The organism is Novosphingobium sp. UBA1939, from assembly GCF_002336885.1.
Classification (GTDB): domain Bacteria; phylum Pseudomonadota; class Alphaproteobacteria; order Sphingomonadales; family Sphingomonadaceae; genus Novosphingobium.
In genome coordinates this window covers 1-19,558 of sequence record NZ_DDFB01000102.1, presented here as the reverse complement: position 1 = coordinate 19,558, position 19,558 = coordinate 1, and the positions used below count along the sequence as shown (strand labels likewise).

At 68.2% G+C, this 19,558-nt stretch carries 15 protein-coding genes; 6 read left to right on the top strand and 9 right to left on the bottom strand.

The genetic code is table 11. The annotated features are described in order from the left end of the window. Positions 1-59 precede the first annotated feature (59 nt). The 3 genes from B3547_RS13035 to B3547_RS13025 all read right to left on the bottom strand — a co-directional run bounded on the left by B3547_RS13035 (position 60) and on the right by B3547_RS13025 (position 2,876). Positions 60-1,283, bottom strand: a complete 1,224-nt coding sequence (locus B3547_RS13035; RefSeq protein WP_233497332.1) for a TolC family protein — start codon at positions 1,281-1,283, stop codon at positions 60-62. A gap of 96 nt (positions 1,284-1,379) precedes the next feature. Beyond that, positions 1,380-1,583, bottom strand: a complete 204-nt coding sequence (locus B3547_RS13030) for a YgaP family membrane protein (RefSeq protein WP_124808326.1) — start codon at positions 1,581-1,583, stop codon at positions 1,380-1,382. A 12-nt stretch (positions 1,584-1,595) separates the two neighbouring features. Beyond that, complete coding sequence (locus B3547_RS13025; protein WP_136957950.1) at positions 1,596-2,876, bottom strand: NAD(P)/FAD-dependent oxidoreductase; 1,281 nt, start codon at positions 2,874-2,876, stop codon at positions 1,596-1,598. Between the two features lie 218 nt (positions 2,877-3,094). Here B3547_RS13025 and B3547_RS13020 point away from each other — a divergent pair, with 218 nt between their 5' ends. The 4 genes from B3547_RS13020 (at position 3,095) to B3547_RS13005 (ending at position 9,424) form a co-directional block, all read left to right on the top strand. Then, positions 3,095-4,129 (top strand): efflux RND transporter periplasmic adaptor subunit, encoded by a 1,035-nt coding sequence (locus B3547_RS13020; RefSeq protein ID WP_292963802.1) that lies wholly within the window; start codon positions 3,095-3,097, stop codon positions 4,127-4,129. Next, positions 4,126-7,350, top strand: a complete 3,225-nt coding sequence (locus B3547_RS13015) for an efflux RND transporter permease subunit (protein WP_292963799.1) — start codon at positions 4,126-4,128, stop codon at positions 7,348-7,350. The genes B3547_RS13020 and B3547_RS13015 overlap by 4 nt, the downstream gene beginning before the upstream one ends. Then, complete coding sequence (locus B3547_RS13010) at positions 7,347-7,658, top strand: ArsR/SmtB family transcription factor (RefSeq protein WP_292963796.1); 312 nt, start codon at positions 7,347-7,349, stop codon at positions 7,656-7,658. The genes B3547_RS13015 and B3547_RS13010 overlap by 4 nt, the downstream gene beginning before the upstream one ends. 95 nt (positions 7,659-7,753) lie before the next feature. Next, complete coding sequence (locus tag B3547_RS13005) at positions 7,754-9,424, top strand: amidohydrolase (RefSeq protein ID WP_292963793.1); 1,671 nt, start codon at positions 7,754-7,756, stop codon at positions 9,422-9,424. 119 nt (positions 9,425-9,543) lie between these two features. Here B3547_RS13005 and B3547_RS13000 read toward each other — a convergent pair whose 3' ends face one another. The 6 genes from B3547_RS13000 to B3547_RS12975 form a co-directional block, all read right to left on the bottom strand. Next, on the bottom strand, positions 9,544-9,702 hold the full coding sequence (locus B3547_RS13000) for a hypothetical protein (RefSeq protein ID WP_292963790.1): 159 nt from the start codon (positions 9,700-9,702) through the stop codon (positions 9,544-9,546). Next, the gene (locus B3547_RS12995; RefSeq protein ID WP_292963787.1) at positions 9,699-10,805 is read right to left on the bottom strand and encodes a PepSY-associated TM helix domain-containing protein; all 1,107 of its coding nucleotides are present in this window, start codon (positions 10,803-10,805) and stop codon (positions 9,699-9,701) included. Before B3547_RS12995 ends, B3547_RS13000 begins: the two co-directional genes overlap by 4 nt. Continuing rightward, positions 10,802-13,900, bottom strand: a complete 3,099-nt coding sequence (locus tag B3547_RS12990) for an amidohydrolase family protein (RefSeq protein ID WP_292963784.1) — start codon at positions 13,898-13,900, stop codon at positions 10,802-10,804. Before B3547_RS12990 ends, B3547_RS12995 begins: the two co-directional genes overlap by 4 nt. Before the next feature lie 41 nt (positions 13,901-13,941). After that, entirely contained in the window at positions 13,942-16,170 is a 2,229-nt protein-coding gene (locus tag B3547_RS12985) for a TonB-dependent receptor (RefSeq protein WP_292963781.1), read from the bottom strand. Between the two features lie 39 nt (positions 16,171-16,209). Then, on the bottom strand, positions 16,210-16,848 hold the full coding sequence (locus B3547_RS12980; protein WP_292963778.1) for an FMN-binding negative transcriptional regulator: 639 nt from the start codon (positions 16,846-16,848) through the stop codon (positions 16,210-16,212). A gap of 78 nt (positions 16,849-16,926) precedes the next feature. Next, positions 16,927-18,324: a PLP-dependent aminotransferase family protein gene (locus B3547_RS12975; protein ID WP_233497333.1), complete on the bottom strand. Its 1,398-nt coding sequence runs from the start codon at positions 18,322-18,324 to the stop codon at positions 16,927-16,929. 243 nt (positions 18,325-18,567) lie between these two features. Between B3547_RS12975 and B3547_RS12970 the strand changes: the two genes are divergently transcribed. Together B3547_RS12970 and B3547_RS12965 are read left to right on the top strand one after the other, a co-directional pair. Continuing rightward, the gene (locus B3547_RS12970; protein WP_292963774.1) at positions 18,568-19,035 is read left to right on the top strand and encodes a (2Fe-2S)-binding protein; all 468 of its coding nucleotides are present in this window, start codon (positions 18,568-18,570) and stop codon (positions 19,033-19,035) included. Continuing rightward, on the top strand, positions 19,032-19,558 hold a 527-nt coding region (locus tag B3547_RS12965), incomplete at its 3' end, for a molybdopterin cofactor-binding domain-containing protein (protein WP_292963773.1). The genes B3547_RS12970 and B3547_RS12965, both read left to right, overlap by 4 nt.

The following is a 19,558-nucleotide window of genomic DNA, read 5'->3' as shown; positions in this document are numbered from 1 at the left end:
CCGGCGGTATTCCACGGATGCCGCCGGCCCTATCCCGAAGGCCCCGGCCCGATGGCAGGCTATGGCGCGATATTCCCGGTCAGGGCATTGAGCCGCCATGCCGCCACGGTCTGCATACCCTCCGCCTGCAGCAGGGCGGCTTCGGCCTCGATGGCCTCGCGTTCGGCGTCGAGCACGGCCAGCGGCGGCTTCGCGCCCACGCGCGCTTCCAGTTGAGTCCCGCGCAGCGCTTCCGTGGCCGCATCGCGGCGCAGCCGGGAAGCCTCCGTCATGCGCCGCGCAGTCGCAAGACCCTGCCACGCATCGATCACCATGCCCGCAAGCCCTTGCTCGGCCTGACGCAACCGTGCTTCGCTGGCGTCGAGATCGGCATCCGCGGCACGGACCTGCGACGATACGCGCCCACCCGCCCACAGGGTCCAGCGGCCCCTGATGCCCACGGCGACCGTATCGGCCTTGTAGCCGGGGAAGAACTGGTCGCGCACATGCCCGGCTTCGGCAAAGGCGCCCACCGTCGGCATGCCTTCGGCCCGCGCCGAACGGGTGCCGGCCCGCGCGACATCAACGCCCGCCTGGGCCTGGCGAAGCGCGGGATTGGACGCGCGGGCCATGTCCATGGCTTCGTCGAGCGTCGGCGGCACGGCAGGCGGCTCGGCAAGCGGCGCCAGATCGCCCGCCGGCTTCCCGGTAAGACGCTGGTAGGCCGCTTCCGCCGACATCCGCCGGCCTTGCGCCTGCGCGAAACCCGCATCGGCCTCGGCCTTCCTGGCCCGCGCCTGGGCGAGGTCCGAACTCGCGATTTCGCCCGCCCGGAAGCGCAGTCCCGCCTGGCGTTCCGTTTCCGTCAGTTCCTCGACAAGCTGACCATAGCGCGCCTCAAGCTTTCGCGCCGTCAGCACCTCGGTATAGGTGCCGACAGCCGTGACGATGGTCTGCAGCCGCGCCTGTTCGGCGCCGAAGTGCGCCATCGCCGCGCCGCCACGCGCCTGATCGATGGCGGACGACACCCGCCCACCCGCATAGAGCGGCAGTTCCGCCGTGGCCTGCAGGGCAAGCGGATTCACATTGTCCGCCGTGATCCCGAAAAAGCCGCCGTTGTCGATCCGGCCCGCGCCATAGGACCCTTCGACCCGCAGGAGCGGGTTGCTTTCCGCCCGCGCCCGATCCAGCCGGGCTTTCGCCGCCGCCTCGCCCGCATTGGCCTCGGCCAGCACGGGTGCGTTGGCGAGGGCATCGGCGACGGCGGCGGCGAGGTCCTGCGCCATGGCTGGGGGTACGGCCACGGCGCAGGAGAGCAGACAGGACAGCGGCAAGGATAGGGCCGGGGGCAGGGAGGAGAGCAACCTGGGCGGCATCAGGCGGGGCATGTCACACCTGCGTCAGTTGAAGGAGCTGCCGGGCCTGATCCCCAGCTTCTTGAAGATCATGGCCGCAGGGCAAAAGCCGGTGAAGCTGGCCTGAAACATGTTCGCGCCGGCAAAGGCCGTCAGCCAGAGGAAGCCGGGGTGAACCCAATGGGCCAGGGCAAGGCTGGCGAGCACGACCACTCCGGCGAAACGGAAAACCGCTGAATCAAGCGTCATCGCACCTCTCCCTTATTTGAAACGCAGCTTGCGGATGCCGAGCGCGTGCATGGCCAGCTTTTCGTAGAACGGCTCGCTGGTGCCGCGACGGACCTTGTGCAGGAAGTATTTCTCGAACCCGATCTTGGCGAGGTGCACCCACTTCCCGCTTGACGACCAGTTGAGATTGCGCGGCGGAATCTGCGGCTGGGCGACGAAGGCAACCCCGCCATCGCCGAAGTCGGCAAGGCACACGGCGTTCCAGGTCGCTTCCTCGACCGGCTCCTTGCCAGCCAGTTCGAGCGCAAGGTTCCGCGCGATCGCGGTGACCATCGATTCGATCATGAACCCGGTCTTGGGCACGCCCACCGGCACCGGCGTGGGGCCGACGGGCGGAATCGCCACGCATACGCCCAGCGAATAGACGTTGCGGAACGTGGGATTGCGCTGGTGCTTGTCGGCAAGGATGAAGCCGCGCGGATTGGTCAGCCCCTCGATCCCCTGTACGGCGGCAACGCCGCGAAAGGCCGGCAGGATCATCGAATAGCCGAAAGGCAGCGCATGGGCGGACCTGACCGACCCGTCGTCCGCCACCTCTTCCACATGCATCGTGCCCTCTTCCACCTTGGTGATGCGGGCGCTGGTGATCCACTTGATGTGCCGATCGCGCAGTTCGCTCTCCAGCAGCGTCTTGGTGTCGCCCACCCCGTCGAGCCCGAGATGGCCGACATAGGGTTCCGGGCTGACGTAGGTCATCGGCACCTGATCGCGGATCTTGCGGCGGCGCAGTTCGGTATCGAGGATGAGGGCGAATTCGTAAGCCGGACCGTAGCAGGAAGCGCCTTGCGCCGCGCCGACCACGATCGGCCGGGGGTTTTCGCAGAAGCGGTCGAAGGCGTCGGCCGCGTGGGCCGCGTGGTCGGTGCGGCAGACCGACTGGGTGAAACCATCGGGGCCGAGGCCCTCGATTTCATCGAACGCCAGTTCGGGGCCGGTCGCGATAACCAGATAGTCGTAAAGCAGCGAGGTTCCGTCGTTCAGCTCGACGCGGTTCTCGGCAGGGTGGACGCGACGCGCTCCGACGGAGGTGAACCCGATTCCTTTCCTGGCCATGATCGGCGGCAGATGCACCTTGATCGCGTCCGGTTCGCGCCACCGCACCGCAACCCACGGGTTCGACGGCACGAACCAGTAGTCGTCCTGGTCATTGACCACCATGACCTGCGCCTTGCCCTTCACGGCATCGCGGATTTCATAGGCGGCGATGGTGCCCCCAAGCCCAGCACCCAGAACGATAATCTGCGGCAACGACATTGCTCATTCTCCCGTAAGCCGGCGGCGGGCTTGGACCCTCGCGGCGCTCACCCCGATCGACCGGATCACTCCAGGCGCTCTATGTATCGTTCTTGACTTATATAAGGTATTTAGGATATGAGCAAGTGATAATGTATTGAGGCTGTCGCCCACCGCCGCGCGCAGCCCGCTGGAGGAAGGCGCACGCCATGGTTTTCGGTTTCGGAACGAACAGGGACATGCGGGGACATCTGTTTGCTTTCGCCGCCATCGGCATGGCGACGGCGCTCGGCCTGCCTCTCGCCGGCTGTGCCGACAGCGGCGAGACGACGCAGACGGCGAAGGCCCCCGCGGGCCCTCGCCTCACCCTTGCCATGCAGGACACCACGGCATGGCAGGACGTCAGTGCCGAAATCGCCACGGTCGATCAGGCGCAGGTGATGGCGCGCATCCCCGGCATCCTCAGCACGCTGACGGTCAAGGCGGGGGACACGGTTGCGAAAGGGCAGGCGATCGGCCGGATCGTCGATAGCCAGCTAGGGTTCCAGGCCGGCGCCTATGGCGCGCAGGCAGCGGCCGCGCAGGCGCAGGCGGCGCAGGCGGCGGCGGACCTCCAGCGCGTAAAGTTCCTCCACGACAACGGCGTCTATGCCAAGGCCCGGCTCGATCAGGCGCAGGCAGCGGCCAGCGCGGCGCAGGCGCAGGTCCGCGCCGCGCAAGCGCAGCAGGCCGCCGTGGGCGCGGTGGCGGGGCAAGGCACGGTCGTCGCGCCAACGGCTGGCAGGGTGCTGCGCGCCGACGTGCCCGCCGGCGCGCCGGTTGCGCCCGGCGTGGTCATCGCGGTGATCACCGCCGGGCCGACGATCGTCCGGCTCGAAATGCCCGAATCGCTCGCCGGCAAGGCCCATGCCGGATCGCGAGTGTCAGCGGCGGGCATGGGCGAAGGCCGGGTGATCAAGGTCTATCCGTCGGTCAACGCCGGCAAGGTGATGGCCGACGTCGACATGCCGGGCATCGACAACAGCCTGATCGGGCGGCGCGTAGCGGCGCGCGTCGAGATCGGGACGCGCAAGGCGCTGGTCGTCCCGGCCCGTTTCGTCACCACGCGCTATGGCATCGATTACCTGACCGTTCTGGCCAAGGACGGCAGCGCAACCCAGGTTCCCGTCCAGACCGCGCCCGCCGAACAGGCGGACAGGGTCGAAATCCTTTCCGGCGCCAATCCGGGCGACACGATCGTCGCGGACACGGGCAAGGGAGCCGACCGCAAATGAACCTGGGCATTTCCGGCAGGCTGACGCGCGCCACGATCCAGTCGCCGCTCACCCCCCTGTTCCTGCTCGCCGCGATCATCGTCGGCCTCATCGCCACGATCACGATCCCGCGCGAAGAGGAGCCGCAGATCAAGGTGCCGATGGTCGACATCATGGTCCAGGCGCCGGGGCTATCGGCCTCGCAGGCCGTGGAACTGGTGGCCAAGCCGCTGGAAACGATCGTCAAGAGCGTGGACGGCGTGGAGCACGTCTATACCCAGGCGCAGGACAACGGCGTGATGGTCACGGCGCGCTTCCTCGTCGGCTCCAACCCCGAAGACGCCGCGATCCGCATCAACGAGAAGATCGAGGCCAACAAGGATCGCATTCCCGTGGGCATTCCCGCGCCGCAAGTGACGGTGCGCGGGATCAACGACGTGCCCATCGTGGTGCTGACCCTGACGCCGAAGCACGGCGGCGCCGGCCAATGGGACGATCAGGCACTGGCCGAACTGGCCGGCAAGCTCAGGACCGAGGTCGCCAAGGTCGATGACGTCGGCCTTACCTTCATTACCGGCGGCCAGCGCATGGCGCTGCGCGTGATCCCCGATCCGGCCAGGCTGGCGCTCTACCGCGTGCCTCTGGGCAACCTGATCGAAGCCGTCTCGCAGGCGAACCGCGCCTTCCCCGCGGGCACCGTGCGCGAAAACGGATCGGCCGCGCTGGTCGTGGCTGGGCAGACGCTCCGCGATGCGCAGGAGCTTTCCGCGCTGACCGTCCGCTCGGCGACGGGCGCCCCGGTCCTGCTGGGCGACGTGGCGCGCGTGGAACAGGCGCCAACGCAGGACCAGTCCCGTTCCTGGCGCTGGGCCAGGGCCGACACCAAGGACGGAAAAGGCGTGTGGTCGATGGCGCCCGCCGTCAGCCTTGCCGTCGCCAAGCGGGCGGGCGCCAACGCGGTGACCGTGTCCGAACAGGTGGTGCAACGCATCGACACGCTCAAGGGCAAGCTGATCCCGGCTGGCGTCGATGTCGCCGTCACGCGCAATTACGGCGAAACCGCCAACGAAAAGGCCAACGAGCTGATCTTCCACCTCGCCCTGGCCACGGTATCGATCGTCATCCTGATCGGATTCGCGATCGGTTGGCGCGAAGCCGGCGTGACGGCGATCGTCATTCCCACAACGATCATGCTGACCATGTTCGCCTCGAACGTGATGGGCTTCACGATCAACCGCGTCAGCCTGTTCGCCCTGATCTTCTCGATCGGGATTCTGGTCGACGACGCGATCGTCATGATCGAGAACATCGCCCGGCACTGGGGCATGCACGACGGCCGCGACCGCATCACCGCCGCGGTCGAGGCGGTCGCCGAAGTCGGCAACCCGACGGTCATCGCCACGCTGACCGTCGTTGCCGCGCTTTTGCCGATGCTGTTCGTGTCGGGCCTGATGGGGCCGTACATGGCGCCGATCCCGATCAACGCCTCCGCCGCGATGATCTTCTCCTTCTTCGTCGCCGTCATCATCGCGCCCTGGCTGATGATCCGCTTCGCGCGCCAGACGCTGTCGCAGGGCCACGGGGACGAACACGGGGGCAAGCTGGGCGCGCTCTACAAGCGCTATGCCGCCCGCGTGATCGCCACGCCGCAAAGCGCCAAGCGCTTCCTGATCGGCGTGGGCGTGGCCACCCTCGTCGCCTGCTCGATGTTCTACTTCAAGGCCGTGACCGTGAAGCTGCTGCCCTTCGACAACAAGAGCGAGGTCCAGCTCGTTGCCGACCTGCCCGAAGGCACCAGCCTGGAAATGACGTCGCGCGTGCTGGAGCAGGCGGCGGCCGTGGCGCGCGGCGTGCCCGAAGTCGTGTCGATGGAAGCCTATGCCGGCACGTCCGCGCCGTTCAACTTCAACGGGCTGGTGCGGCACTACTTCCTGCGCAACCAGCCCGAAATGGGCGACCTGATGGTCACGCTTCTGCCCAAGGGCGACCGCTCGCGCTCAAGCCACGAGATCGCGGTGGCGCTGCGCGAGAAGCTCCGGGCCATTGCCCTGCCGGCGGGCGGGTCGCTCAAGGTGGTCGAAACGCCGCCGGGGCCGCCGGTGCTCGCCACCTTGCTCGCCGAAATCTACGGCCCCGACGAGGCAACGCGGCAAAAGACGGCGAAGCAGGTGGAGACGATCTTCCGGTCGGTGCCTTATATCGTCGATGTGGACAACAGCTTCGGCGCGCCCCGGCCCACGCTGAAACTGATCCCTGACCGCGCGAAGCTCGATCACTACGGCCTGTCCGAACGCCAGCTCTTTGACAGCATCGGGGCACTGCTGGGCACACAGGTCGTCGGCTACGCTCCCCGCGCGGCCGATCACGATCCCTTGCCTATCGAGCTTTCGCTCGATCAATCGCAACGGTCATGGTCGTCGGCACTGGCGGCAACCCCCGTCGCGACGACACCGTCCGGGCAGTTGATCGAGCTGGGCGAACTGGCCACGGCGAAGATGGTGCCGGGTGAACAAGCGATATTCCGGCGCGACGGGCGCGGAGCAACGATGGTCACGGCCGAACTCGCCGGGCGCTACGAAGCACCGATCTATGGCATGCTGGCGGTTGACGATGCCATCGACAGCTTCGACTGGCAGGCGCACGGCCTGACCAGGCCCGACGTCATCCTGCACGGCCAGCCGGAGAACGAAAGCAGGCCGTCGCTGCTGTGGGACGGCGAATGGGAAATCACCTGGGTGACCTTTCGCGACATGGGCGGGGCGTTCATGGTCGCGCTACTGGGCATCTACGTGCTGGTCGTGGGCCAGTTTCGCAGCTTCACGATCCCGCTGGTGATCCTGACCCCGATCCCGCTGACTCTGGTCGGGATCGTGCTTGGCCACCTGCTGTTCCGGGCGCCGTTCACCGCCACGTCGATGATCGGCTTCATCGCGCTGGCCGGCATCATCGTGCGCAATTCGATCCTGCTCGTCGATTTCATCCGGCACACCCGATCGCCGGACAAGAGCCTGCGCCAGACCTTGCTGGAGGCCGGAATGATCCGCTTCAAGCCGATCGTGCTGACAGCGGCCGCGGCCATGATCGGCGCTTCGGTAATCCTGACCGATCCGATCTTCCAGGGCCTCGCCATCTCGCTGCTGTTCGGGCTGGCGTCCTCGACCCTGCTCACCGTCCTCGTGATTCCCGCGATCTACATCGTCCTGCGCGATGACGGCCATCCTCTGGCGGATTCTCCATCATGACACTGGCCGATCGTTCGGACCTCAAATCCAACGCCAACGCGATGGCGGCGCGGCTGAAGCTGATGAGCCATCCAGAGCGCCTGCTGATGCTGTGCCGGATGGATGAGGGCGAGGTATCGGTCAATGAACTGGTCGAGCTGTCGGGCCTGTCGCAATCCTCCGTCTCGCAACACCTGGCGCTGCTGCGGGACGAAGGCGCGGTCAACACCCGGGGCGCCGCGCAGACCCGCTTCTACAGCCTGCGCGACCCCGTGGTGCGCGGGATCATCCATGCCTTGTGCGAACTTTGCGAACGGCACTGCGGCTGACGCTGGCCCCCGGACAATTCCGTAGCTGGACGCCGAAGCATGACGTTTCGCGCTGAAGATGCCATGATCGTTGCAAAAAGCAGGAAGGCAGCATCATGGTCACGCGCCGCGCGTTCGTATCGGGTTCGCTCAACGCCATCGTCGCGGCGGCCGTGCCGGCGCGGGTCTGGGCCGCCGCGCGCGGCGGGGTGGAGGTGGCGTACGTCAATGCGGCGGTGTGGACCGGCGCGGGACCGGACGTGCGCACCGACGCCATCGGCGTAGCCGGCGGGCATATCGTCGCCATCGGTAAGGATGCGGTGCGCGCCGCGTCCAGCCCGCGCACGCAGGTCATCGACCTGCAAGGCGCGTTCGTGACGCCGGGGCTGATCGATTGCCATACCCATTTCACCATCGGGTCGATGGCGCTGTCGCAACCCTCCCTGCGCGATGCGGCGACGCCCGACGAATTCGTGCAGCGGATCGCGCAGGCCGCGCGCGCGCTGCCCAAGGGCGAATGGCTGGAAGGCGGCAACTGGGATCAGGACCGCTGGGGCGGAAAGATGCCCACGCGCCAGTGGATCGACGCGGTGACGCCCGATACGCCCGTGGCGGTGATCCGCTATGACCTGCACATGATCCTGTGCAATTCGCTGGCGCTGAAGCTGGCGGGGATCGACCGCAACACCCCGGACATGCCCGGAGGCGTGATCCTGCGCGACGAGAACGGGGAGCCGACCGGCATCGTCAAGGACGCGGCCAAGGATCTGGTCCTGCGCGCGATCGCGAAGCCGAGCGAGGCCCGGCTGGACGCCGCCCTGCGGCAGGGCATCGCCCTGGGCCTGAGCAAGGGCGTGACCGAAGTCCACGTGCCCGAACTCGACTGGTCCACCTTCGAGAACACCCGCCGCCTGCGCGCGCAGGGCGAAACGGGGATGCGCTTCTACAACTTCACGCCGCTGAAGGACTGGGAACGGCAGGCCGCCATCGTCGCGCAGGAAGGGCGCGGCGATGACTGGGTGCGCTGGGGCGGGTGCAAGGTGGTGTTCGACGGATCGCTCGGTTCGCGCACCGCGCTGATGTATCTGCCCTATCTCGACGAACCGCACGCGCACGGCATCATGGTGACCGACCCCAAGGACCTGAAGGCCTGGATGACCGGCGCGGACAAGGCCGGGCTGCAGGTGACCGCCCATGCCATCGGCGACGAGGCGAACGACATCGTGCTGGACACGATGGCGGCGGTCGCCAAGGCCAATGGCGCGCGCGACCGGCGCTTCCGCGTCGAACACGCCCAGCACTTGCGCGAGGAAGCGATCGGACGGTTCGCCAAACAGGGCGTGATCGCCTCGATGCAGCCCTACCACGCGATTGACGACGGGCGCTGGGCGGTGCGGCGCGTCGGCCCCGAGCGGCTGCGCACCAGCTTCGCGGTCGGGTCCATGGTGCGCTCGGGCGCGCACGTCTGCTTCGGGTCCGACTGGCCGGTGGCCCCGCTCGATCCGCTGACCGGCATCTACGCGGCGGTGACGCGCGAGACGATCGACGGACTGAACCCGCATGGCTGGTATCCCGAACAGCGCATCACGATGGCCCAGGCGCTGCGGGGCTATACCCGCGAAGCGGCCTACGCGGGCCGGGTGGAGCGGCAGCGCGGCGCGATCATGCCTGGAATGCAAGCCGATTTCGCGGTGTTCGACCACGACCTGTTCCGGATCGATCCGGAAACGATCCCCCAGGTCAAGGTGCTGCGCACCGTGGTGGGCGGCACCCAACGCTTCGGATAGAGCGGAACGCCACTACCCCGCTTCGTCATTGCGAGCGTAGCGAAGCAATCCAGGGCCTCGCGTACCGCCCTGGATTGCCGCGGGGCTTCCCCCTCGCAATGACGAACGATGCCGGATCCTCAGCGGCGCAGCAGCGCCACGCCAATCGGCGCCACGGACAGGGCGAGGCCCAGCGCGGCGGCGGCATCTTCCCAGCCATCGCCGGTCAGGCCGATGACGAGTCCGGCGAAACTGACGAGGGCGATCGCCGCGATCGGCACGAGCGGGTGGCGCGTCATGCCGCGCGGCTCCGGCGCGCGGCGCGCGGCTTGCGCAGCCACAGGTAGAGACCGCTGCCCAGCACGACGATGCTGACAAGGTCGAGCACCGCCCACAGCAGCTTCATCGCCATGCCGCCATAATCGCCAAAGTGCAGTGGCTGCGCGAGCAGCAGCGCCTTCATGTACCAGGGCATCGGGGCCACGCCATCGACCTTGCCGGTGCGCGCATCGACCATGACCGGCGTCAGCAGCTTCGCGGTCAGCGGCGTTGCGCCCTGCAGATAGACCGCCAGATGATCGCGGCTGCTGAAGGCCGCGCCGGGAAAGGCGATGAACTGTACGCGCATCCCCGGCACGGCCGCCTGCGCGTTGCGCAGCGCCGCGTCGGCAATGCCGGGGCGATAGGGCGCGATCGGCCCGGCACGGTCGCGCGCCAGATGGGCCAGCGCATCGGCGCGCCACCACGCCGTGATCGGCTCGGCCAGGGTGTTGATCGTGCCGGTCAGCCCCACCACCAGCGCCCAGGCGAGCGTGACGCCGCCGATCAGGTTGTGCCAGTCGAGCCAGCGCGTGCGCGCCGTCTTGGCCTTGCGCACGCTGGCGAAGCCCGCCTTGCGCGCGAACGGAGCGTACAGCACGACGCCCGAAACGAGCGCCAGCACGAAACACAGGCCGATCGCGCCGACGAAGTATTCACCCACCGTGCCCAGCAGCAGGTCCTTGTGAAGATCGAGCACCACGTCCATCACCCCGCCGCCGGGCGCTTCGCCTTGCGGCGGCGCGGCGGTGCGCCGGTCGATCGGGTGGAAGCGCATGGCCGTCTCCGGCGCATCGCCGACCGGACCGCTGGTAAGGTTCACCACCGGACGATCCTCGTCGAAGCTGAGGTAGATCGGCACGGCGCCCGGCTCCAGCGCAAGCGCGGCGGTGATCGCGCGGTCGAGCGTGACCAGTTCGGCATCGTTCCAGCGTTCGATCCGTTCCGGTTTGCCGATGCCGTCGATCTCGTCGTGAAACACCAGCGGCAGGCCGGTGAGTGCCAGGATCAGCATGAACAGCGTGCAGATCAGGCTGGACCAGGTATGCACCTTGCTCCAGGCGCGCAGCGTGGCGGGCTTCATCGCGCAGCCGCCCCGGATGACTCTTCGCGCCACCACGGCGCGGGCGGGCTTTCGCCGTCCCGCGCCAGCGTGGTGCCGTCGAACGCGATGCCGCCCCGCAGCACCAGCGCGATGCGCCGGGCGTTGGCGATGTCGGCCCGCGGATCGGCATCGAGCACCACCAGATCGGCGAGCTTGCCGGGCGTCACGCTGCCCAGATCATCCGGTCGGCCGATGATCGCGGCATTGTCGATCGTGGCCATTTCCAGCGCCTCCTGCGGGCTGGCGCCGCCCGCGACGAACGCGGCCATTTCCCAGTGGACGCCGATGCCCTGCATCTCGCCATGGCTGCCCACGCCGACCAGCGTGCCGGCGCGACGCAACCGCATCGCGTCTTCGGCAAAGCGCCGCCAGGTCTGCCATTCGGGCGGCGTCCAGTGCCGATCGCGCAGCTTGGCGGCCAGCACGAACGGCGGGGTGAACCGGCGCAGGCGCGGATCGTCCTGCGGGCGATCGTTCTGGATATCGGCGAACAGCATCGGCGCGCCGCCGTAAAGCACGGTCAGCGTCGGCGTGTAGGCAATGCCGCTGGCGGCGAAGAGGTGGATCACATCATCGTGGATGGGCGTGACCGGCAGGTTGTGCTCATTGCCGGAAAAGCCGTCGATGGCGTGAGTCAACTCCAGCATGAAATCCGCCGCGCCTTCGGTGGTGGGCATCATGCCCAGCTTGCGCGACGCCGCCGCCATATATTGCCGCGCGGCCCGGTCGCCGACCATGTAGCTCTTGATGTTGCGCGTGCGGTAGGCGTCGCGATAGCGCGTCAGCACCTGTTCGGCCACGGCCTGCGAGGTGATGGCGCTGTTCACGAACACGCCGGGACCGGTGCTGAACAGGCGCGGCCCCGTGGAAAGCCCGGCGTCCATCCGGTCGCCATAGGCGAAGATGTCCGGCGTGAACGGCTGCACTTCCAGCACCGAGGTGACGCCATAGGCCAGCAGCGTGGGGAATTCCCAGTGCGTGCCGTCATGCACCCCGCGCGGGATCGGGAAGAAGTGGGCGTGCGCGTCGATCAGGCCGGGCATGACGAACTTGCCGTCCAGTTCGCGAACCCGCGCGCCGGCCGGAACCGGGATGGACCCGCGCGGGCCGATCGCGGCGATGCGGTCGCCGGTTATGAGCAGGTCGGCGTTGGCGATGACCGTCCCATGGTCCATCGTCAGCACGGTAGCGCCGCGCAGCAGTTGCGCCTGCGCCGGCAGGGCACGCAGCACCCGCACCGACAGATCGCGCGGGTTCGCGGCGGCTTCGGGGTCGGCTGCGGCCAGCGCCCCGGCCGAGGCGGCGTGACGCCAGAACGGCCCGACCGTCCACGACAGGCCATCGCCGTCCCAGCGCATCGTATCGGCACCGATCCGGGTGATCTGGCGGTGGCCGGGCACGGCGTCCATCAGGTTCACCGGCTTGGCATCGGCGGGCATCGGCAAAAGGTGCAGCTCGAACGCGGTGCGCGCCGCCAGCGTTCGCCCGTCAGGCGACAGGCGCAGTTCCTCGACCGGGCGCGGTTCCTTGACATATTGCCCCATTGCCCGGGCGACGACGGTCGCGCGAGCCACCAGCGTGCCGTCCGCCAGCACTTCCTTGAGCGCGCCGTCGGCCTGGACGAACAGGCGGCCATCGGCCGTCCGCTGAAGCGCGCGCAGGCCAGCGCCATGGCCGATGACCGTCGCGGCGCCAGCGGGGGAAAGGCGCACCACGTCGACCGGCCACGACGGGGCCAGTTCGTCCGATGCGTGGAGGCGATCGAATTGCGCGGCGCGCAGCGCGATCAGGCTTTTGCCGTCGCGATCCCACAGCGGTTCGGACCAGTAGGCGCCTTGCGGGCCGGCGGGGCGCGGCGCGCCTCCGGCGGCGTCGATCGTCCAGATTCCGCCGCCCTGCTCGGCGGTCCAGCGCAGGAAGGCCAGCGAGCGGCCGTCGGGCGACCAGGCCGGCTGGAAAGCGTTGCCGTCGAACAGCTTGCGCGGCGGGGCGTCGCCTTGCGCATCGGCGATGTAAAGCGCGCCCAGCGCGGTGAAAGCGATCCGCCGGCCGTCCGGCGACAGCGCGGCGCCTTCGGCCAGATGCGTCCGGACCTCGGCGCCGTCCTCCACCCGCTGGCGCACGCGGCTTTGCGGGGCAAGCGCCAGCCGCACCGGCGCGCGGAACGGGATCGCCTGCTGCTTTCCGGTCGCAAGATCGAGCCGTATGAAGCCGCCATCGCGCGCCATCACCATGGCCTTGCCGTCGGGGGTGAAGCGGTAGCCCGGGGTGAGATCGTAGTAGTAGCCGCCTTCCTGCCCGTCATGGTCGATCGGCCAGGCGATCCAGCGATCCTCCCCGGTCGCGAGGGTACGCAGGCGCAGGCCGGTTTCGCCGCCATCGCGCCGCGCGGCATAGGCCAGGAATCGGCCATCGGGCGAGAGCACCGGATGCATCCCGCCGGGAATCACCGTCTCGACCGCGCCGGTGGCGAGATCGCGGCGCGCTATCGACCAGGTGGGTGGGTCCTTCTCGGTCCAGGTGTGGCCCAGCTTGGTCGCGTACCACACCGCTTTCCCGTCGGGCGACGGGGCCGCGCCCATGGCATTGATACGATCGTCCCACCCTTCATTGCCGCCGGGCTGGGCCGCCACGACCAGCGCGGGCGGGCCGCCATCGACGGGAACGCGCCACAGTTCGAACGCCAGCACCGCGTGGACGGCGCGGCTGACATAGACGCTTTTCCCGTCCGGCGCCCAGGCCGGCGAGGTCATCAGGACGAGCGCGGTATCGTGCGTCAGTTGCCGTGCGTCGGTGCCGTCGCTGCGCGCGACCCACAGGTTGGTGACACCCGACCGGTCGGAAATGAAGGCGATCCAGCGCCCGTCGGGCGAAGGCACCGGGTTGCGCTCGAAGGCAGGCCCGGCCAGCACCGCCTGCGCATCGCCGCCAGTGGCGGGCATCCGGTAGATGTCGCCCAGCAGATCGAACCACAGCCACGCGCCGTCCGGGGAAAGCGCCGGCTGTGCCCAGGTTGCCTCGGTCGCGTCATAGGCAAGTTGCCGGGCCTCTTCGGCGCGAAGAGGCCCGGCCACAAGAGCCAGCGTTGCCGCGATGAAGACGGCAACGCGGCGCATCAGAGCGACCAGTCGAGCCGCAGGCCCACCGTGCGCGGCCGCACGATCGATCCCGCCGGAGTCGCCTGCGACGTGAACGGCGCGTTGAGGATGCCGAACTTGTCGAACACGTTGTTGGCGAAGACCAGCACGCGCACCTTGTCCATCAGCGTTACCCCGGCGCGCAGGTCGATGATGTTGAAGTTGCCGCGCGTCGCCGTGTTGCCGAACGCCACCGGCGCCGACGACAGGTAACGGTGCGCCACTTCGAACGAGGGCTTGAACGCCACGTCCTCGAAATCGAACTTGAGGTTGTTCGCCACCGACCACTTCGACGAACCCGGCAGGACCGAGCCCGAAGCATAGCCGCCGCCGACCGCGAAGGTATCGGGCAGGAACGCGGTGAGGCGCGCGTCCTGCCGCGTTACGCTGGTGCTGAAGCTGGCGACCTTGGCAATCTGCCAGGTGGCCGCCAGTTCGCCACCGACCACGTTGGCGCTGCCGGCGTTCGAGACGTAGGAATAGTACGAAGGCGCCGGGCCGAACAGGCGGGCCTGGATGCCCTTCCAGTCGATGTTGAAGACGGTGGCTTCCACATAGAGCTTGCCGTCGAACGCGTGGAATTTCACGCCCGCTTCGTAGTTCTTCACCCGGTCGCTGTTGTACTTGACCGGAATGGTCGGCAGCAGGCCGGCGTTGGGGTTGATGCCGCCGACGCGATAGCCTTCCGAATAGGTGGCATAGGCCAGGAAGTCCTTGGTCGGACGGGCCGTGATGGTCACCTTGGGAGTGAAGCCGTCTTCCTTGTTGGACACGCGGCCGGTGGCATCGACCGGGCTGTAGCCGCCCGGATAGCCGCCCAGCGCGCCCGCCTGGTTGGTCACCGTGGCGTTGTACTTGTTCCAGAAATAGCGGCCGCCGAACGTGATCTCGATGCTGGGACGGATCGCGTAGCTCACTTCGCCGAACAGGCCGATATCCTCGTTGTAGGTATCGGATGCATAGCCATAGATGCGATCGCCCGGTGCCAGCACGCTGCCCGAAAAGCCGCCGAACGAGGCAGGGTTGGCGTTGATGGTGGCCGCCGCGCCGTTCTGGAAGATCTGGTCGTAGCTGAACTTCTTGGCCGCCATGTAGCTGGCACCGATCAGGTAGCGGAACGGCCCGTCACCCTTCGAGGCCAGACGGACTTCGGCGGTCTTGATGTTGGCATTGGCATTGCCCGCCGAATAGGCCGCGCCCGATCCGGTGGTCACGCCCGTCACGTAGTAATAGGGGTACGAGAACTGGGTGAAATTGTGCTTTTCCACGATGGAACCGATGGCGGTGAGTTCCGCGCCGCCCAGATCCTGATCGAGCCGCAGCGAGTTCATCCAGAAGCGCGTCTTCTGCGGTTCGGCCCGCGCGGTGTTGCGGGTATAGGGATGGTCGAGATCGAGGTAGGTCTGGTCCTCGAGATAGGTATCCTGCCACGAGGACAGATAGCTGATCTTGGTCGCGCTGGTCGGCGTCAGCACGATCGAGCCGCGCAGGCCCCGCGTGCGGAAATCGTTGCTGCCGCGCACGCCGGTGCCGGGATTGTCGAGATAGCCCGCATCAAAGCGCTGCAGCGCGACCAGGCGCACCGCCAGCTTGTCGGCAATCAGCGGCACGTTGACCATCGCCTTGGCCGCGTAGTTCACTTCGCCGTGCGAATTCTTGGTCGAACCGATCAGGCCCGATGCCGCCGCGTCGATCTTGCTCGTATCCGCGGTGTTGACCACGTAGTTGACAAGGCCGCCCAGCGTGGACGAGCCGAACAGCGTGCCCTGCGGGCCGCGCAGCACTTCCACGCGGTTGAGATCGAAGGTGTCCACATCGGGAATGCCGATCGGGAAGCCCGGTTCGACCAGCGGCACTTCGTTGAGGTAGTAGCCGACCGTGGTCTGGCCCTGTTCGTGATAGGTCGTGGCCGAGATGCCACGGATGATCACTTCGGAAACGCCGGGCTGGTAATCGTTGAACACCACGCCGGGCAGGCGGGTGATATAGTCCGACAGGCTTTGCGCGTTGGCGGCGGCCAGATCCTTGCCCGATACCGCGCTGGCGGCGATCGGCGTCTGGTCGAGTGCGATGGCGCGCTTGGTCGCGGTCACGACGATCGTGCCCAGGCCGTTTTCGGCGGCATCTTCGGCGGCCAGCGCCGGTGCGGCCGCCATGGCCAGCATGGAAACGCCGGCAAGGCAGGCAAGGTGCAGTGTGGTCCTCATGTCTATTCCCCTCTGAATGTCATGGATCGCCCGCTTCGGCTATCCTGTCTCCCCGATGATCGCTTCCGCATCGTCCGTTTCCAGGCGGTCGGCGTTGAGCCGCCGCATCCAGCCGGCCATCACCGGATCGGGATAGGCCGCCAGGATTTCCCTCAGCACGTCGACGTCTTCTTCCTGGCCCAGCTTGAATCGCGCGTCCGTAGCGTGAACCGTCGCACGAAAGCTAATGATTCTTGATAGCAGATTTGGCAATCGCTCGCCGGCATCCTCGACCTGCCAGGGCGGGGACTGCGGTGCTTCGGCGTGCGCGGTCAGCAGGCGGACAGCCGGCAGAGTCTCGCTGTCTTCCCCGAATGCAACCGTCACCTCGAAGGCCGCGACCGCGAAGTTCCAGGTCGGCGCCCAGTGCGGCCGCGACACCAGCGCGGGCGAGACATAGCCCTGCGGCCCCATGAACAGGATCTGCGCGCGCGGATCGGCGCGCAACGCGGCCACTTGCGCGTTGCGGCGCGAACAGTGGCCGATCAGCGCGACGATGGCGCCATCCGCCCCCGTTTCGGCGATCAGCGGCAACGGCGTGGCGAAGAAGCCGTCCGGCCCGCTGTTGGTGAGCCAGGCCAGCGGATAGGCGGCCACAAGATCGGCAAGATCGCCGTTGGTTCCGGAAGGAAAGTCCATGGCGACGTTGTCACCAAGCGATTGGCCCGAAAAAAGCGCCAGATCGGCAAAAGCAAGGGGACCAGTGTCGCCAGCGGATCAACTGTGGCCCAGATGCCCCAGTATGCGCACGGCTTCCACCGTCCGTTCGCTGGGGTAACTCGCGAACCCGAGCCGCAGCCCGTGCGGGGCATCGGGGGCCAGCCGGTAGGAAGCGGACGCGGCGAAGGTGATGCCGGCGGCGGGCGCGCCGGCCTCGATCCGGGCCAGGGCGTCGAGATCGAGGAATTCCAGCCACATCGCCAGCCCCCCCGCCGGCAACCGCGCGCTCACGAAATCGCCCAACGCATCGCGCACCGCCTGCGCCAGGGCATCGCGCCGCGCGCCATAGACGCGCGTCGCCTTGCGCGCGTGGCGGCGCACCTCGCCTTCCTCAAGCAGGAGGGCGATGGCGTCCTCGGTCAGGCTGTTGCCCATGCCATCGCTGATCGAAACCTGGTGCGCCGCGGCGGCGATGACCGGCGCGGGCGCCACGATATAGCCGACCCGGAGCGCCGGCAGCAGCAGCTTGGACAGCGATCCGACATAGATCACCACGTCCGGCGCATAGGCGGCCATCGGCAGCAGCGGCTGCGATCCGAAGCGGAACTCGTGATCGTAATCGTCCTCGATGATCGCGAAGCCGAACTGACGGGCCAGCTCGACCAGGCGCAGGCGCCGTTCCGGGGCGAGCGAAACGGTGGACGGAAACTGGTGGTGCGGAGTGACGAACACCGCGCAGACCTGCTGGTTGCGGCAAGCCCGTTCCACCGCGTCGACATCGATCCCCTCGTCGTCCAGCGCCACCGGCAGCACCGGCACCCCGGCGGCCTGGAAAGCGGCCACCGCCGGCTCGTAAGTCAGCGCCTCGGCCAGCGCGACCGCGCCGGGGCGGGCCAGCAGCCGCGCGGCGAGCGCGATGCCCATCTGGCTGCCGCGCGTGACGCAGACGTTCTCCTCGCGCACCACAAGGCCGCGCTCCTCGCGCAGCATCGCCGCCAGCCCGGAGCGCAGCCGCTCGCTGCCGCAGGGATCGCGATAGCCCAGCTGCTGCCGCCGCGCGGCATAGAGCGCGGCGGTGCGGAAGGCGCGCGCCAGCGCCTCGGGCGGAAACAGGCTGCCGTCGGGGCTGCCTTCGTCCAGCTTGATGAGCCGCCCGGGCGGAACGGCGATCGGCCGCGAAGGAGGCGGCACGAAGCGATAGATCGGCTGGCGCCCGATCGGCGGGCTGCTTTCGGGGGTTTCCGGTCGGCCACGCGGCAAGCGGGTCGCGACCGCGGTCCCCTTGCGGTCCGCCGTTTCCAGCCAGCCTTGCGCGACAAGCTCCTCGTAGGCGGTCACCACCGTCTTGCGGTTGAAGCCCAGTTCGGTGGCCAGTTCCCGGCTGCTGGGCAGCGGCGACCCCGGCTGGAGCCGCCCCCGCTCGATCTCGTGAATCAGCGCATGAGCGAGTTGCATGTAGAGCGGCGTCGACCCGGCGGGCCGGATCCGCTTTTGCAATGTCAGGGACCAGCCGCGTCGCATTGGCTCCCCTACTCTCCTCAAAATGCCGATAACGAAGGGACCAATCGGCCAGACCGCCAAGCAAAGTCAAGCGGCGGCCAAGGCAGGTTCCGCATATAAGGGTTTTGCTTGGGCTGCGGCTCGCCGCATAGTGCGGTCCGGACGCCAAAACGGGGGGCGTCAGACGGGGACATGGGCATGAGCTATTCGCTGACAGTCAACGGCAAACAGGTGACGGTGGACGCCAGTGCCATCGACATGCCGCTGCTGTGGGTGCTGCGTGACGTGATCGGACTGACCGGCACCAAGTTCGGCTGCGGCGCGGGGCTCTGCGGCGCATGCAGCGTGCTGATGGGCGGTGAACGCTTCTTCAGTTGCCAGGCCCCGGCCCGCGCGTTCATCGGCCAGCCGGTCACCACGATCGAGGGTTTGCGCGACGATCCGCTGGGCAAGCGCCTGCAAGACGCGTGGGTCGAAGCCGACGTGGTCCAGTGCGGCTATTGCCAGCCGGGCCAGCTGATCGCCGCCGCCGCGCTGCTCAAGGCCAACCCCGCGCCCGATGACGAGGCGATCGAGGCGGGGATGAGCGGCAATCTGTGCCGCTGCGGCACCTACCCGCGCATCCGCAAGGCGGTGAAGCTGGCGGCGGCGGGAGGCAAGGCATGAGCGGCGGCGCTACCGGGCTCTCGCGCCGGGGTGTGCTGCGCGGATCGGCCGCGCTGGGTCTCGCGCTGGTGGTGCCGCTGGGCCGAGCCTCCGGCGCGAAGGCCGCCGCGCTGACGGCCAACGCCTTTCTTTCGGTCACGGCCGAGGGCGCCGCACTCGCCCTGCCCAAGACCGAGATGGGACAAGGCGTGTTCACCACGCTGGCCATGCTGGTGGCGGAGGAACTGGGGCTGGCGCCCGCGCAAGTGGCCGTGACCATCCCCGAGGGCGACAGCGCGCGCTTCGCGCCGATCGATCAGGGCACCGGCGGGTCCAGCTCGGTGCGCGAACTCTACAAGCCGCTGCGGCAGGCCGCTGCCAATGCCCGTGCCGCGCTGGTCGGCGCGGCGGCGCGGCAATGGGGTATCCCGCCCGAGCGCTGCGACCTCGTCGGCGGCGTGGTGATCGAGACCAAGGGCGGCCGCCGCCTGCCCGTCGGCGATCTGCTCGCCGCCGCCAGCGCCGCGCCGCTGCCCAAGGACGC

Excerpts from the sequence above, each read along its gene's own strand:
- B3547_RS13005 (WP_292963793.1), top strand. The coding sequence starts at position 7,754 with ATGGTCACGCGCCGCGCGTTCGTATCGGGTTCGCTCAACGCCATCGTC.
- B3547_RS13030 (WP_124808326.1), bottom strand. The coding sequence starts at position 1,583 with ATGACGCTTGATTCAGCGGTTTTCCGTTTCGCCGGAGTGGTCGTGCTC.
- B3547_RS12995 (WP_292963787.1), bottom strand. The coding sequence starts at position 10,805 with ATGAAGCCCGCCACGCTGCGCGCCTGGAGCAAGGTGCATACCTGGTCC.
- B3547_RS12975 (WP_233497333.1), bottom strand. The coding sequence starts at position 18,324 with ATGCAACTCGCTCATGCGCTGATTCACGAGATCGAGCGGGGGCGGCTC.
- B3547_RS12980 (WP_292963778.1), bottom strand. The coding sequence starts at position 16,848 with ATGGACTTTCCTTCCGGAACCAACGGCGATCTTGCCGATCTTGTGGCC.
- B3547_RS13015 (WP_292963799.1), top strand. The coding sequence starts at position 4,126 with ATGAACCTGGGCATTTCCGGCAGGCTGACGCGCGCCACGATCCAGTCG.
- B3547_RS13020 (WP_292963802.1), top strand. The coding sequence starts at position 3,095 with ATGCGGGGACATCTGTTTGCTTTCGCCGCCATCGGCATGGCGACGGCG.
- B3547_RS13025 (WP_136957950.1), bottom strand. The coding sequence starts at position 2,876 with ATGTCGTTGCCGCAGATTATCGTTCTGGGTGCTGGGCTTGGGGGCACC.
- B3547_RS13000 (WP_292963790.1), bottom strand. The coding sequence starts at position 9,702 with ATGACGCGCCACCCGCTCGTGCCGATCGCGGCGATCGCCCTCGTCAGT.
- B3547_RS13010 (WP_292963796.1), top strand. The coding sequence starts at position 7,347 with ATGACACTGGCCGATCGTTCGGACCTCAAATCCAACGCCAACGCGATG.
- B3547_RS12970 (WP_292963774.1), top strand. The coding sequence starts at position 18,568 with ATGAGCTATTCGCTGACAGTCAACGGCAAACAGGTGACGGTGGACGCC.
- B3547_RS12985 (WP_292963781.1), bottom strand. The coding sequence starts at position 16,170 with ATGAGGACCACACTGCACCTTGCCTGCCTTGCCGGCGTTTCCATGCTG.